Annotated in this window: 17 protein-coding genes and 3 tRNA genes; 11 read left to right on the forward strand and 9 right to left on the reverse strand. The window is 68.8% G+C overall.

Annotated features, from left to right (window positions below; all coding sequences use genetic code 11):
- Positions 1-66 precede the first annotated feature (66 nt).
- The gene (locus DQW85_RS05755; protein WP_205314906.1) at positions 67-1,095 is read right to left on the reverse strand and encodes a helix-turn-helix domain-containing protein; all 1,029 of its coding nucleotides are present in this window, start codon (positions 1,093-1,095) and stop codon (positions 67-69) included.
- A gap of 56 nt (positions 1,096-1,151) precedes the next feature.
- Between DQW85_RS05755 and DQW85_RS05760 the strand changes: the two genes are divergently transcribed.
- A complete protein-coding gene (locus tag DQW85_RS05760) occupies positions 1,152-1,931 on the forward strand; it encodes a phytanoyl-CoA dioxygenase family protein (protein ID WP_113699370.1) in 780 nt (259 codons plus the stop codon).
- Between the two features lie 121 nt (positions 1,932-2,052).
- On the opposite strand, the gene dusB is transcribed toward DQW85_RS05760, so the two are convergent.
- Complete coding sequence (gene dusB, locus DQW85_RS05765; protein WP_205314907.1) at positions 2,053-3,162, reverse strand: tRNA dihydrouridine synthase DusB; 1,110 nt, start codon at positions 3,160-3,162, stop codon at positions 2,053-2,055.
- 80 nt (positions 3,163-3,242) lie between these two features.
- Here dusB and DQW85_RS05770 point away from each other — a divergent pair, with 80 nt between their 5' ends.
- From DQW85_RS05770 to DQW85_RS05800, 7 genes are all read left to right on the forward strand, one after another.
- Positions 3,243-3,878, forward strand: a complete 636-nt coding sequence (locus DQW85_RS05770; protein ID WP_113699371.1) for an ACT domain-containing protein — start codon at positions 3,243-3,245, stop codon at positions 3,876-3,878.
- Positions 3,879-3,986: 108 nt separating this feature from the next.
- Positions 3,987-4,058 (forward strand) — tRNA-Gly (locus DQW85_RS05775).
- A 13-nt stretch (positions 4,059-4,071) separates the two neighbouring features.
- Positions 4,072-4,145, forward strand: a tRNA-Cys gene (locus DQW85_RS05780).
- Between the two features lies 1 nt (position 4,146).
- Positions 4,147-4,221 (forward strand) — tRNA-Val (locus DQW85_RS05785).
- A gap of 280 nt (positions 4,222-4,501) precedes the next feature.
- Positions 4,502-4,741, forward strand: coding sequence for a hypothetical protein (locus tag DQW85_RS05790; RefSeq protein WP_113699372.1), 240 nt, complete (start codon positions 4,502-4,504; stop codon positions 4,739-4,741).
- Positions 4,719-5,231: a DUF6879 family protein gene (locus tag DQW85_RS05795; protein WP_113699373.1), complete on the forward strand. Its 513-nt coding sequence runs from the start codon at positions 4,719-4,721 to the stop codon at positions 5,229-5,231. The genes DQW85_RS05790 and DQW85_RS05795 overlap by 23 nt, the downstream gene beginning before the upstream one ends.
- 9 nt (positions 5,232-5,240) lie before the next feature.
- On the forward strand, positions 5,241-6,089 hold the full coding sequence (locus tag DQW85_RS05800; RefSeq protein WP_113699374.1) for a helix-turn-helix domain-containing protein: 849 nt from the start codon (positions 5,241-5,243) through the stop codon (positions 6,087-6,089).
- A 311-nt stretch (positions 6,090-6,400) separates the two neighbouring features.
- Here DQW85_RS05800 and DQW85_RS45680 read toward each other — a convergent pair whose 3' ends face one another.
- The 4 genes from DQW85_RS45680 to DQW85_RS48505 all read right to left on the reverse strand — a co-directional run bounded on the left by DQW85_RS45680 (position 6,401) and on the right by DQW85_RS48505 (position 8,440).
- Positions 6,401-6,649 carry a DDE-type integrase/transposase/recombinase gene (locus DQW85_RS45680; RefSeq protein WP_205314908.1) on the reverse strand — a complete coding sequence of 83 codons (249 nt, stop codon included), beginning with the start codon at positions 6,647-6,649 and terminating at the stop codon, positions 6,401-6,403.
- Between the two features lie 8 nt (positions 6,650-6,657).
- A complete protein-coding gene (locus DQW85_RS45685) occupies positions 6,658-6,822 on the reverse strand; it encodes a hypothetical protein (protein WP_205314909.1) in 165 nt (54 codons plus the stop codon).
- A 92-nt stretch (positions 6,823-6,914) separates the two neighbouring features.
- On the reverse strand, positions 6,915-7,550 hold the full coding sequence (locus DQW85_RS46565) for a hypothetical protein (RefSeq protein WP_162794758.1): 636 nt from the start codon (positions 7,548-7,550) through the stop codon (positions 6,915-6,917).
- A gap of 569 nt (positions 7,551-8,119) precedes the next feature.
- Complete coding sequence (locus DQW85_RS48505; RefSeq protein ID WP_476703596.1) at positions 8,120-8,440, reverse strand: helix-turn-helix domain-containing protein; 321 nt, start codon at positions 8,438-8,440, stop codon at positions 8,120-8,122.
- Positions 8,441-8,646: 206 nt separating this feature from the next.
- Here DQW85_RS48505 and DQW85_RS05825 point away from each other — a divergent pair, with 206 nt between their 5' ends.
- Positions 8,647-9,006, forward strand: coding sequence for an antibiotic biosynthesis monooxygenase family protein (locus DQW85_RS05825; protein WP_113699376.1), 360 nt, complete (start codon positions 8,647-8,649; stop codon positions 9,004-9,006).
- A gap of 13 nt (positions 9,007-9,019) precedes the next feature.
- Positions 9,020-9,331: an antibiotic biosynthesis monooxygenase family protein gene (locus DQW85_RS05830; RefSeq protein WP_113699377.1), complete on the forward strand. Its 312-nt coding sequence runs from the start codon at positions 9,020-9,022 to the stop codon at positions 9,329-9,331.
- Between the two features lie 16 nt (positions 9,332-9,347).
- On the opposite strand, the gene DQW85_RS05835 is transcribed toward DQW85_RS05830, so the two are convergent.
- Positions 9,348-9,842 carry a DUF2087 domain-containing protein gene (locus DQW85_RS05835; protein WP_205314911.1) on the reverse strand — a complete coding sequence of 165 codons (495 nt, stop codon included), beginning with the start codon at positions 9,840-9,842 and terminating at the stop codon, positions 9,348-9,350.
- Between the two features lie 17 nt (positions 9,843-9,859).
- Here DQW85_RS05835 and DQW85_RS05840 point away from each other — a divergent pair, with 17 nt between their 5' ends.
- The gene (locus DQW85_RS05840; RefSeq protein ID WP_113699379.1) at positions 9,860-10,423 is read left to right on the forward strand and encodes a hypothetical protein; all 564 of its coding nucleotides are present in this window, start codon (positions 9,860-9,862) and stop codon (positions 10,421-10,423) included.
- A gap of 140 nt (positions 10,424-10,563) precedes the next feature.
- Here the strand turns inward: DQW85_RS05840 and DQW85_RS05845 are convergent, their stop codons facing one another.
- Entirely contained in the window at positions 10,564-13,062 is a 2,499-nt protein-coding gene (locus tag DQW85_RS05845; RefSeq protein ID WP_113699380.1) for a DEAD/DEAH box helicase, read from the reverse strand.
- A 43-nt stretch (positions 13,063-13,105) separates the two neighbouring features.
- Positions 13,106-13,603: a GNAT family N-acetyltransferase gene (locus tag DQW85_RS05850; RefSeq protein WP_113699381.1), complete on the reverse strand. Its 498-nt coding sequence runs from the start codon at positions 13,601-13,603 to the stop codon at positions 13,106-13,108.
- Positions 13,604-13,777 lie beyond the last annotated feature (174 nt).

Below are 13,777 nucleotides of genomic sequence, written 5' to 3' on the forward strand. Positions count from 1 at the left end.
GCTGGCGCTGGCGCTGGCGCTGGCGCTGGCGCTGGCGGTGGCCTTGGCCGTGGCCCTGGCCCTGGCCTACGCGTCGCGGGGCAGGCGGTCGCGGTAGGCGCGCGGCGGCAGCCCGTACTCCTGCCTGAACGCCCGGCTGAAGTGGAACGGGCTTACGAACCCGGAGGCCGTCGCGACCTGGCCGATGTCCAGGTCCGTGACCTCCAGCAGCCGGGCCGCGTGCCGTACCCGGGCCTGACGTACGGCCCGCATGGGGGTGGAGCCGGTCTCGGCCGCGAAGAGGTGGGCGAACCGGGACGGCGAGAGGGCCACGGCGCTGGCGAGCGAGGCGACCGAGTGCGGCGCGCCCGGCGCGGCGGTGATCAGCGTCAGGGCCCGGCGCACCCGCGCGTCCCCGCTGCCGTCGGAACGGCGAGCGGAGGCGCTGGCGAGGACCACCACCTCCTCGACCGCCCCCAGCACGAGCTCACGGGCGGTGGGTGAGGCCGCGACGGCGGGCCCGACATCGGCGGCCACAGCGGGCTCCACGCCAGCGGCGACAGCGGGCTCCCCGACGGTGGCGACAACGGGCTCCACGCCAGCGGGCTCCTCGTGGGCGGCGACGACGGGCACGACGCCGGTGACCACGGGTGGCGGTGCCGCACGGGCGGGTCCCGAGCCGCCGGTCGCGAGAGCGTCCTCCGGCGGGCTGTCCGCGGGTGGGATCCAGCGGGCGTCGCGCAGCGCGCGCTGGAAGATCCCGTCGATGCGCCCATGCAGGGAGGGCGGCACCGGGCCGACCAGATGGCATCCGGGCGCCCGAGCGTACGGCGCGAGCCTGCCCGTCCAGGACGGGCGGGGCTGGAAGTGGACCCACCAGAAGCGCCACCGCTCCCTGCCCGGAGCGACCCGATAGCGCTGGGCCGCGCCGGACGCCAGCACCACGAGGTCGCCCGGCCCGGCCGTGAACGACGCCCCCGACTGCTCCACCAGCCCCGCCCCGGCCTGGGTCCACATGAGCAGCCAGCTCGGCGAGCCGCCGGCACGGCGGGTGGCGTAGCCGGGAGCCTTGTCGAAGTGCCCCAGAATGATCAGCTCGGCAGCAGGAACAGACATGTCCTCAGCGGTCACAGGCATACCCTTCCACCCCGCGGCCTCCTAGCGTGAAGGGCATGAGGCTCAACGACTTCCACGAGCAGGGGTACGTGCTGGTGCCCGCCCTCCTTGCGCCCGGCGAGGCGGCCGAGCTGCGCGACGAGTTCATGGCGCTCCACGCGGCAGGCCCCATTCCAGGGCATTTCTCGCCCAGGCCGCAGGAGCCGGGCACACCGTACGACGTACTGCGCGACTATCCCCGGATCATGCACCCGCACCAGGTGAACGGGCTCGCCCTCCGCTACCTGCTCGACGCGCGGATCGCCGCGATACTGCGCGAGCTGCTCGGCGAGGAGCCGATAGCAGCCCAGAGCATGTTCTATTTCAAACCGCCCGGAGCGCGCGGGCAGGCGCCGCACCAGGACAACTTCTATCTCAGGGTCGAGCCGGGCACCTGCGTGGCCGCCTGGGTGGCGCTCGACCGGGTGGACCGGGCGAACGGCGGGCTGGAGGTGGTGCCGGGAACGCACCTGATGGACCTGTTCTGCCCGGAGGAGGCTGATCCCGGTGTCTCGTTCACGCGGGAGTACGTCCCGCCGCCGCCGGGCATGGAGCGGGTCCCGGTCGACATGGAGCCCGGTGACGTGCTGTTCTTCAACGGCAGCCTGGTGCACGGCTCCGGGCCGAACACCACGGCCGACCGGTTCAGGCGCAGCTTCATCTGCCACTACGCCGGGCGTTCGGCCGAGCGGATCTCGGCGTACTATCCGACGCTCACCATGTCGGGCGAGCCCCTCACGCTGGAGCCGGCCGCGGGCGGCGGCCCCTGCGGCACGGAGGTGCCAGAGCCCCACTGAGGGCCGCCACTCCGGGTTCCACCGAGGGCCGCCACCCAGGCCCCACTGAGGCCGCACCCCAGGCCCCACCGACGGCCTTCCCCCAGGCGCCCGAGGGGAGCCACTCCAGGCCGGAAGCTGGTCAGCCGCCGGATATATCCGACTCGGCGTCGTCGGGGACGGCGCAGTCCCACGGATCGTCGAGCCAGCCGTCCGGCAGCAGCACTTTGGTCCGCTCGCCGGACTTGCCCCGGGGTGTGTCGGTGTTCGGCGGCCAGGGCTGGTCGTGGTCCAGCTTGGCGAGCCCCTCCCGAAGCCCGTCGAGCGACTCGGCCGTGGCCAGCTCGCGCCGCAGCTCGCTCCCCACCGTGAACCCCTTGAGATACCACCCCACGTGCTTGCGGAAGTCCGCCACCGCGTACCTCTCCACGTCGAAGCACCCCACCAGCCCCTCGGCGTGCCTGGCCATCATCTCGGCGACCTCGCCCAGTGTCGGCCGGGCGCGCTCCGGGCTGCCGTCGAACGCGTTCGTGAGGTCCCTGAACAGCCAGGGCCGGCCCAGGCAGCCCCGCCCCACGACCACGCCGTCGCACCCGGTCTCGGCCACCATCCGCAGAGCGTCGTCCGCGCACCAGATGTCGCCGTTGCCCAGCACCGGGATTTCCGGCACGGCCTCCTTGAGGCGGGCGATCGCGTCCCAGTCGGCCACGCCGCCGTAGTGCTGCCTGGCCGTCCGGGCGTGCAGGGCGATCGCGGCGACCCCCTCCTCGGCCGCGATGCGGCCCGCGTCGAGGTAGGTCAGGTGATCGTCGTCGATCCCCTTGCGCATCTTCATCGTCACCGGCAGCGGGCCCGCGCCGGCCACCGCCTCGCGCAGGATCCGCCGCAGCAGATGCCGCTTGTACGGCAGCGCCGACCCGCCGCCACGCCTGGTGACCTTGGGCACCGGGCAGCCGAAGTTGAGGTCGACGTGGTCGGCCAGATCCTCCTCGGCGATCATCCTGACCGCCCGGCCCACCGTGGCCGGATCCACCCCGTACAGCTGGATGCTGCGCGGCGACTCCGACTCCGCGAACCTGATCATCCGCAACGTCTTGGGGTTGCGCTCCACCAGCGCCCGCGTCGTGATCATCTCGCACACGAACAGCCCGGCGCCCTGCTCGCGGCAGAGCACCCGGAACGGCGCGTTCGTGATGCCCGCCATCGGCGCCAGCACCACCGGCGGCCACACCCCGATCGGCCCAATCTTCACCCCGTCAGTTGTAGCGCAGGTCCGGCTCCGACCGGTATTCGCCGATACGCTGGGAGGTGCATCTTCGTGGGGAGGGATGGATGCTCCTTCGCGTCCGCATCACGCTGCCCGACCGCCCGGGGGCGCTGGCTCAGGTCACCAAGGTCCTCGGCGTCGCGGGAGCCGACATCACCCAGGTGACCGTCCTCGACAGGGGCGAGGGCAGGGCGGTCGACGACATCACGGTGTTCTGGCCCGACGGCACGCCCAAGGACGCCCTGCGCGACGGCCTGCGGAGCGTCGACGGCGTGACGGTCGACGGCGTCTGGACCACCCGCGAGGCGCCGGGCACCTACCCCGAGCTGGAGATACTCAAATACATCACCACGGCGGGCGACAGGGCGCTGACCACTCTGGTCGACTCGCTGCCGGTGCTGTTCAGCGCCGACTGGGCCGCCACGTCCGCCGAGCACGGCATCGTGTACGCCAGCTGGCGCGCGCCGCAGAAGGTGTCGCTGCCCGGCGACGTGCCGCTCCGCCCCACTGCCTCCACCCTGGACGGCGGCCTGCACATCATCCACGCCCCGCTGCCCCCGCTGGCGCTCGCGCTGCTCCTCGCCCGCTCCGAAGGCCCCGCCTTCCACCGCATCGAGGTCCACCGCCTCACCCGCATCCTGGAGATCTTCCTGAGCCTGCCCGCCACCGAGCGCAGCGTGGCCCGCCAGCTCCGCAAGTGACCCCCGCAAGTGACCCCCCGCGGGTGACCCCCGCGGGTGACCATCGCGCGGATGACCGCCTCGCACGTGAGCATCCGCTCGGAAAACCCGCTAGAGTAGTCGGGCAACGCGGAAGTGGCTCAGTGGTAGAGCATCACCTTGCCAAGGTGAGGGTCGCGGGTTCGAATCCCGTCTTCCGCTCGGAGTTCGGCGCGGTGGAGTGGCCGAGAGGCGAGGCAGCGGCCTGCAAAGCCGTCCACACGGGTTCAAATCCCGTCTCCACCTCCAAGGACGATTAGCTCAGCGGGAGAGCGCTTCCCTGACACGGAAGAGGTCACTGGTTCAATCCCAGTATCGTCCACCACGCTCCATAGCGGATCAGGTCTGACCTGGTCAAACAGGAGCTCCATAGCGGATCAGGTCTGACCTGGTCAAACAGGAGTTAAAGCCCCAGCTCACGGCACATGCCGAGAGTCTGGGGCTTCTTGTCGTTCTCGGTTGATCATGGTTGTTGTCAGCACCGGTGCTGACGTTGTGCTGACCCGTGATGGGTCCAATCTGGCATGAGTCGCTTGACTGGCTCCCGCTTGCCGTTCAAGCTCGCGTGTGCAAGTTGGAGCATACTCGGAGCATCGGAGGGCACCATGGCGCTACGGTTCATCGGCATCGACCCGAACACGGACGGGAACAACTGCCCTTCCGTGTGGGTGGACGAGTCGGACGGCAGCATCGTCATACAAGGGTGGGAAGTGACCGGGCCGGAAGATCTCGCCCAAGTCGCCGCGCGTAGCCCAATCCCCGACAATGAGAAGGTCGTCCGCGTCCCGCGACGCACGGCCAAGCTCCTGATGGAGGCGTGTGATGGAGCCGCTCATGACCTTTGAGGAGATGCTGGCGAGCGCCCAGCATTCAGCGGTTCACCTGGAGATGCGGGACGCCTACGTGCCCGACGACCCATCGTTCATCGCCTGGCAAGGCGGACCGCCCTACGACCGCACGCAGCGGGAACGCGAATGGCACGAGCTCATAGGAGAGGCACGGACAAGGGGCGTGCTGGTTCGCCGGGCACGCATCGTGTCCGAACCGGTGACCGACTACATCCGGTTCGAGCATTCCGTGACCGGCTCCATGAACATCAAGGCCGGGGAGCTTGTCAGGTGGCTTCCGCGCCGACAGGCGTCTGACCTTCTACTTCCCGGCAACGACCTATGGGTGTTCGATGAGCACCTTGTCCGTTTCGGCTTCTTCGCGGGAGACGGCCGGTATCTCGGCGATGAGCTCGTTCGCGATCCTGGCGTGATCAAGCAATGCCTGACTGCCTTCGAGGCAGTCTGGGAACGCGGGATCGATCATGCCGAGTACAGGATCGTCTGATAGCCGCACATGCGCACCTCGCCGTCTTCAAGCGCCCAGCAAGCACGTCAGGGCATAGCTCAGCGCCTTCGAGAGATCCGCCTGGACGCCGGGCTCACGGCCCGAGCGGTGGCCCAGATGGTGGGGTGGCATGAATCCAAAGCGTCCAAGATCGAGCATGGCCGGACCGTTCCCTCTGAGCCGGACATTCGGGCCTGGTGTACGGCTTGTGGTGCCGAGGATCAGATCCCTGAACTAGTCGCCGCCTCACGAGCGGCCGACCTGATGTACGTGGAGTGGAAGCGGCTCCAAAAGACGGGGCTACGACAGCTCCAGCTCTCCAAGATCAAAATGTACGAGCAGGTAAAGCACTTCCGTGTCTACTGCTCCAACGTCATTCCGGGTCTCTTCCAAACGCCTGCCTACGCTGAGGCGCTGCTGTCATCCATCGCCGCCTTCAGAGAAGCCCCCAACGACGTGGCGCAGGCCGTAGCCGCTCGTGTAGCTAGAGCCCGGCTTCTGCACGAGGGGAATCATCGATTCGCGGTCCTGGTAGAGGAATGGGTGCTGCGCAGCCGGATAGGCAGCGCAGAAGTCATGGCGGGACAGCTGGGACACCTGCTGGCCGTCATGTCCCTACCATCCGTGTCTCTGGGGGTCATTCCGCAGGATGCACAGCGGCTCATGTGGCCCGTAGAGGCGTTCAACATCTTTGACGACTCGCTGGTGCAGGTGGAGCTGCTGACAGCCGAGATCAACGTGAGCCAGCCATCAGAGATCGCCCAGTACGTCAGAGGGTTCAACCACATGTCTGAATTGGCTGTCTACGGGACGGCGGCCCGGCAGCTCATCGCTGCCGCCATCTCCGAGCTTGGTTGATTCTGAGCAAGTTCAAGCACACTCGTTGAGCCTGGAAATCGCCCACTTCTACCGTCGAGGCATGGCCCGCACACACAGAACATCATCGGCTGACGACCTGCTTTGCCAGCCGATACCGGAGGAGGAAGCGGCAGCGCAGAACGCGGCTCTTGAGCGGGTTCTGGGGCATCTGACGGCCGCAGGCATCCATGCCCAACTGATCAAGCGGATTGCCGACCGATGCGCGATCAAGCTCTACTCCACCGTCGAGACCCTTTGGCACCCTCCCAAGCTCATCATCTACGCGAACGCCGGATGGAGAATCGCCACGGTCACCATCGGCCCTCTAGGGCGAGGGTGGAGCCGTCGGGGATCTCCTCGCGGTAGAGCCGCTCGTACTTCAGCGACCCGAAGGCCCGTTCCCGCACGCCGTTGGTGTGCGGCGACTTCTTGCGGGTCCGGACGTGCTTCAGCTCGGGATGGGCGGCGAAGAATCGGGCGAACGCGATCGACTTGAACGCCGGACCGTTGTCGGTGACCAGCACCACGGGCTGGATCTGACCGGTGGCCGGGTCGGTCACCACATCGATCAGGTCCCGCCCGCGCTGGTTTCGAACTCGGTGACGTCCAGCTGCCAGACCTGGTTCGGCCCGGTCGGGATGTACACACCCATGCCCACCGCACCGAGTTCAACACCCGGCGCCCACACGAGGGCATCGCCATGAACCGGCCGATCGAGGGCTACCTCGGCCATGCCGACCCGACGACCCCCAACTTTCCCCGCACCGAAACCCTGCCACCTTCTTGACGCGGGACATCAGTCATCCACGAACGGATGGGCACCGCCTATGCCGCCCATGACGCATCGCCCTCTGTCACGGCCGGCTGCACGTCATGTAGTCGCATGAGCAGCTCACGGGCCAGCGCGTGATGCATGTCGTAATCCTCGAACCTGAGGACGGCGTTGCGCTCGAACGGCACGAGCGGCGGCAAGTAAGGAACAAACAAGTCCGCCCGCACTCCGAAGGGGGAGCAGTCGCCCACGGTGAAGACGGCGGCGTTGCGCCGCAGGTGCGAACACCGTGAGATCGCTTCCGGGATGCACGCCGGGCACGTCGGTGGGGCGTTGGTGTAGCCGTCGCCATCACCGCCGTAGCCGGACGACAGCAACCACCAAATCCGGCCCGTCTCCCGATCTACAGCCGACCGTGCGCACACCTGGCACAGCCGCTTGTCCATGGAGCGCCACTGCCTCAGCGTGTTGACCGTCTTGAAGTCGGGTCGGCCCGTGCGGTTCTGGCTCTGCCGCAGAAGGAGGGCACCGTTGCGGAAGTCGTCCCGTTGGGGCACGGCGTAGCTCAGTCGCAACCCGCCATGGCGCGGTACCCACTTCAGCGGAGGGTTCTGAGCCTCTCCTGTCCACCCGATCACGTACGGATAGCGGGACACTCGCTCGCTTGCCGTGGCCGTGACCGTGGTCATGCCAACGCTCCGGCGTTCTGTGCGACCAGCAGGCCGACGCGGTCGGGGTGGTCGCTCGGCACCATCTCGATTCGGTCGTGCCGAGTCTCGTTGTCCGGGCCGACGCGCGCCAACTCGACGGCGTAGCTACCGGAGCGTGAGCGAAGGCCGCGCGCCGCTCGGCAGCCCAGGCGCGGAGTGCGGCGGTGTGGTCGCGTCCTTGCAGCAGGCCGCCGCGGCGCATGATCCGCTCCACGGTCGAGGCGGATGTCTGGTGGCCGTCGAAGCGGCATAACGCCCAGATCTTGCGGTGTCCCCAGGCGGGGTGGGCCTCAGCGTGCTTGATCACGTACGGTTCTACCGCTTCAGCGACGGGGGACGGCCACGGACCGCGGACGGGTGGCTCGCTACGGGCTCGTGCCTGCCAGCGTCGGTAGGTCCGTTCGGGGATGCCGGTCAGGCGGCAGAACCTCGAGGTTGGCATCCCCGCCTTGGTGCGGATCACCTCGAGGTCTTGGAAGGGGCCAGGCGGTGCTCGGCTGACTTCTTCCACACCCGCAGCCCGACATGCGCCTCGCCGAGCGCGGTCTTCAGCTCCTCGATCTCCGCTTCGAGCCGGGCCTCGCGCTGGGGGTGCGGGAGTTCTTCGCCACTAGGCCGGCGTGGCCGTTCTCGATGAACTGACGCTTCAAGGTGCCGATCGACTGTTCCGAGGCTCTGGCGCGGCGAGCGGCCTGGGCCACCGTCATTTCGCCGGCCAGGATGCTCAGCACGATCCGGACCTTCTCATCGACGGGGATCGCAGGGGTTGGGGCATCACGGTCTCCTTGGTCAGAGGACAAGCATGGGCCTCTGCCAGAAATCATGACGCGGAACACGAGTCCGCGCACATCCGGAGCAGTGGAGGCCATCACGGCGCTGGGGTTGGGTTGACATCCAGCATGTCGTGATAATCGAGACAGTAATCCTTGTTTATAGGACACATGCCGGTTAGGCTGTCGTTGTCAGAGCGCTCGGCATCCGGGCTGCTACTTCGACAGGGCTGGCCGGACGGCGGTGTCGTTCTGGCTGCGGTCAGCATGCGCGGACACTTGCGCTTTCTAGGAGGAATCACACCATGAGCACATCCGTAACGACGATCACCGTCACGGCCGACACCGACCAGGTCACCCTGGTGAACGTGTTCACCGTCGACCCGACGAGGCAGACGGAGCTGGTCGACGCCCTGGACGAGGCCACCCGCAAGATCTTCGTGACGCTGCCCGGCTTCATCTCCGCGAACCTGCACACCAGCCTGGACGGAACCCGGGTGATCAACTACGCGCAATGGGCCAGTGAGCGGCAGTACAAGGAAGCGCTGCAGCGGGCCGACGTCCGGGAGCATCTGACCGAGGCGACGGCTGTCGCGGACAAGTGGGATCCGACCCTCGTGCGCGTGCGCTCGATCCACCACGCGCAGAGCGCCGAGCCGCAGTAGGAGGTGGCCGACCATGGCGACCATCGCCGAGTCGAACGACGTCCACACGATAATCGTCGTATTCACCGTCGACCCCGAGAACCAGCACGCGCTGGTCGAGCACCTGCGCGACGTCGCCGCGGACCACTCCAAGCAGGACGGGTTCCTGTGTTGTGCCATTCACCGCAGCGAGGACGGCACGCGGGTCGCCGAATACATTCAGTGGCGCAGTCGCCGGCACTGGCAGGCGATGATCGACACACCTGCCGGGAGCGCGCACGTGAACAGCCCGTCGTTCGTCACCGATGCGCACATCTACGAAGTCGCCTCGGTGACCGAAGCGTAGCGGCGGCCTCAAGGGCTCAGACGTCGACGGGGCCGCCGCTGCGCCAGTAGACGTTGTCCTCCCGCGACAGCAGCCCCTCGTCCACGAGGTAGCGGCGCAGCGCGGCGTAGTCGTCATGGAACGCCCGCAACGTCACGTTCACGTCCTTCTCCGGATAGCGCACGCCGGGCTCGAACGCCCGCGCGATGTAACGCAGCACCACCAGCCGCTTATCACGCTTCATCGGCATCGAGCGCAGCCGCCCGTCCACGAGGAACGTGCGCAGCAGCCGCTCCTCGGCGCTCAGCTCGCGGCCGGGCTCGCCGATGCCGCGCAGCAGCTCCCTGAACCGCTCCGGCGTCGCCCGCCACACGCCACGCGCGTCACACTCGGCCAGGCCGCCGCTGGCCAGCCGGTCGAGCGCCTTCGGAGGCTGCTCGCCGCCCGTGCCGAGCAGCAGGGACGCGAACGCGCGCAGCGTGTCGTCCTGGGAGAGGAGGCCCAGCACCCGCCTGATCTCTTCATCGCTCATCCGTACTATTTTGAGCCATGGTCATCACTCTGCTGTTAGCCGCGGCCACCGCCATCCCCAACGGCTTCCTGCTGTACGAGAAGGCCGCGGCGGTCAAGGACGACGATCCCGAGACCACCTGGACGGTCAACCGGAAGAAGTCGGCCGGGCTCGTGGTCAACCCGTGCGAACGCCCCAGGCTCGCCCAGGCCGGCCGGACGGCCGCCAGGACCGTCGTCCACACCGCCGTGCCCGACTTCTCCAAGTCCGAGCAGGTCATCCTCTACAAGTCCGCGTCTGCCGCGCGCAAGGCCGTGAAGGACCTGCGCAGCGCGACGGCGACCTGCCGCGTCCGCGGCTACAGGTACGGGCTGCGCGACGTCGGGCTGGGGGACGAGGCCCTGGCCGTCACCGGCCAGGTGTACCACGGCCGGAAGCCGGGCTTCGGCGGCGAGCGCGGCATCGTCGCCCGGCGCGCCAACGCCCTGGTGATCTACACGCAGGCGGGGGAGTGGGGCAAGCCCGCCAAGGCCGACTTCACCCGGCAGACCAAGGACGCCAGACGCATGCTCGCCAAGATCTGCGATGTGGCCGCCTGCTGAATGTCCCGATCTTGAGACACTGCCATGACCCGACATGGACGTTCGCTGGTAACGATGTGAGTAAGAGGCCGCGTGCCGGAACGCCCTTGCCAGTCCGTTCCGGCACACGGCCCTCTTGCTTTCCGGGACTCCAGGGGACTCTAGAGCCTGTTGAGCCCGGCGACGTGCAGCACCGCCCGTCCCTCCTCGTCGGAGCCGGCCAGGTCCACCTGCGCGTCGATGCCCCAGTCGCCGTCGCCCGCCGGGTCCTTGATTGTCTGGCGGACCCGCCACAGCCCGCTCTCCTCCTCGATGCGCAGCAGCGCGGGGCCCCGCGCGTCGGCGTCGGTGAAGATATCCTCGTGCTCGTCGTAGTAGGCGTCGAGCGCCGCGCCCCAGTCGACGTCCGGCGCAAGCTCCGCCAGCTCCGCCTCCCCCTCCAGGGCGCAGAGCTCGACCAGGCGGAACATCGCGTTGCGCACCAGCACCCGGAACGCCCGCGGGTTGGCCGTGACCGGGCGGACCTTGGCCTCGAGCTGGTCCTGCCGCTCCAGCGCCTCGGCGGGGTTGGCCAGCTTCTCCCACTCGTCGATCAGCGAGGAGTCGACCTGCCTGACCAGCTCGCCGAGCCACTCGATCAGGTCCACCAGGTCGTCGGTCTTGAGGTGCTCGGGCACCGTGCGCGACAGCGTCCGGTAGGCGTCGGCCAGGTAGCGCAGCACCGTGCCCTCCGACCTGGCCAGCTCGTAGAACTGGATGTACTCGCCGAACGTCATCGCCCGCTCGTACATGTCGCGCACCACGGACTTGGGGCTGACCGTGTAGTCGCCCACCCACGGATGCCCGCGCCGGTACGTCTCGTACGCCCCGAGCAGCAGGTCATCCAGCGGCATCGGGTACATGACCTCCGCCAGGGCCTCCATGCGCTCGTCGTAGTCGATCCCGTCGGCCTTCATCTGCGCCACCGCCTCGCCCCTGGCCTTCTTCAGCTGGGCGGACAGGATCTGGCGCGGATCGTCCAGGATGGACTCCACGATCGACACCATGTCGAGCGCGTAACCCGGCGACTCCATGTCCATCAGGTCGAAGGCGGCCAGCGCGAACGTGGACAGCGCCTGGTTGAGCGCGAAGTCCTCCTGCAGCTCGATCGTGAGCCTGGCCCGCCGGCCCTGCTCGTCGGGCTCCCGGAGCTGCTCCACGATGCCGCCCGCGAGCAGCGACCGATAGATGGCGATGGCCTGGCTGATGTGCCGCCGCTGCCACTTGCGGTCCTCGTGGTTGTCGGTCAGCAGGTGCCTCATCGCCTGGAAGCAGTCGCCCGGCCGGTTGATGACCGCGAGCAGCATCGCGTTGCTCACCTTGAAACGGGAGGCCAGCGCCTCCGGCTCGGCGGTCTGCAGCTTCTCGAACGTCTCCGCGCTCCAGCCGACGAACCCCTCCGGCGGCTTCTTGCGGGCGTAGCCGCGGCGCCGCTTCGGGTCGTCGCCGATCTTGGCGAGGGCCTTGGCGTTCTCGACGTCGTGTTCGGGGGCCTGGCAGGCCACGTAGCCGATCGTGTCGAAGCCGGCCCGGCCGGCGCGGCCGGCGATCTGGTGGAACTCGCGGGCGCGCAGGCGGCGCACCTTGTTGCCGTCGTACTTGGACAGCGCCGTGAACAGCACGGTCCTGATCGGCACGTTGACGCCGACGCCCAGGGTGTCGGTGCCGCAGATGACCTTCAGCAGCCCGGCCTGGGCGAGCCGCTCCACCAGGCGCCGGTATTTCGGCAGCATCCCGGCGTGGTGCACGCCGATGCCATGGCGTACGAGCCGGGACAGCGCCCGGCCGAAGCGGGTCGTGAAGCGGAACCCGCCGATCATCGCGGCGATGGCCTCCTTCTCGGCCTTCGTCGCCATGTTGAGTGACATCAGGGACTGGGCCCGCTCCATCGCCGCCGCCTGGGTGAAGTGCACGACGTAGACCGGCGCCTGGCCGGTGGTCAGCATCTCCTCGAGCGTCTCGTGCAGCGGGGTCATCCGGTAGGAGTAGACCAGCGGCACCGGCCGCTCGGCGTGCTTGACCACCGAGGTGGGCCGCCCGGTGCGCCGGGTCAGGTCGCGCTCGAACATCGCGACGTCGCCCAGCGTGGCCGACATCAGCACGAACTGCACCTGCGGCAGCTCCAGCAGCGGAACCTGCCACGCCCAGCCGCGGTCGGGCTCGGCGTAGAAGTGGAACTCGTCCATGACGACCTGGCCGATGTCGGCCGCCGCGCCGTCGCGCAGGGCCACGTTGGCCAGGATCTCGGCCGTGCAGCAGATGATCGGCGCGCCCGGGTTGACGCTGGCGTCGCCGGTCATCATGCCGACGTTCTCGGTGCCGAAGATCGCGCACAGGTCGAAGAACTTCTCCGACACCAGCGCCTTGATCGGCGCCGTGTAGAAGGTGCGCATGTCCCTGGTCAGCGCCGCGAAGTGGGCGCCGGCGGCGACCAGGCTCTTGCCGGAGCCGGTGGGCGTCGCCAGGATCAGGTTGCTGCCGGAGACGACCTCGATCAGGGCCTCCTCCTGGGCGGGATAGAGCGTGAGCCCCCGCTCTGAGTTCCAGGTGACGAAGGCGTCGAATATGGCGTCAGCGTCGGCGTCGATCTCTTCGGGCAGGCGGTCGATGAGTAGGCTCACGCCTCTATCCTGCCGAAGAAAGCCGCGTGGTCGAGCCGTTCACCTACCGCAGGGCGCGCTGGAGCAGAACTGTGTCGAGCCAGCGGCCGTGCTTGAAGCCGACGCCCCTGAGCCGCCCCGCCTCCTCGAACCCGAACGCCGCGTGCAGCCTGAGCGATGCCGGGTCACCGGTGTCGGCGATCACCGCGACCATCTGCCGGGCGTCCGTCCGCGCGGCGCGCCCGATCAGCTCGCCCAGCAGCAGCCGGCCGAGCCCGCGCCCCGTCATGCCCGGGGCGAGGTAGACGGTGTCCTCGACCGTGTGCCGGTAGGCGGGCTTGGGGCGGTACGGGCCGGCGTAGGCGAACCCGGCCACCTCACCGCCGTCCACCGCCACCAGGAACGGCAGCCCCCGCCCGGCGATCAGGCCCGCCTTGGCCCGCCATTCCTCCACACCCGGCGGCGTCTCGTCGAACGTGGCCACGCTGGTGGTGACGTAGTGGGCGTAGACGGCGGCGACGGCGGGGAGGTCGGCGCCGGTCGCGGGGCGCAGCTCTGTCATGCCTTCTCATTCTCCGGCATCCCGGAACCGGCACATGACAGGCGCGTTTCTCCTCACCGGCCGCGTGCCAGGGTCAGGAGCAGCCCGCCGAGGATCGCCGCCACCGCGGCGACCGGCGCCGGCCCCGGCGCGAACCCGGCCACGGTGAGCGTCAGCAGCCCGCCGCCGGCCAGG

This window comes from Nonomuraea lactucae, assembly GCF_003313395.1.
In the GTDB taxonomy this organism is placed as follows: domain Bacteria; phylum Actinomycetota; class Actinomycetes; order Streptosporangiales; family Streptosporangiaceae; genus Nonomuraea; species Nonomuraea lactucae.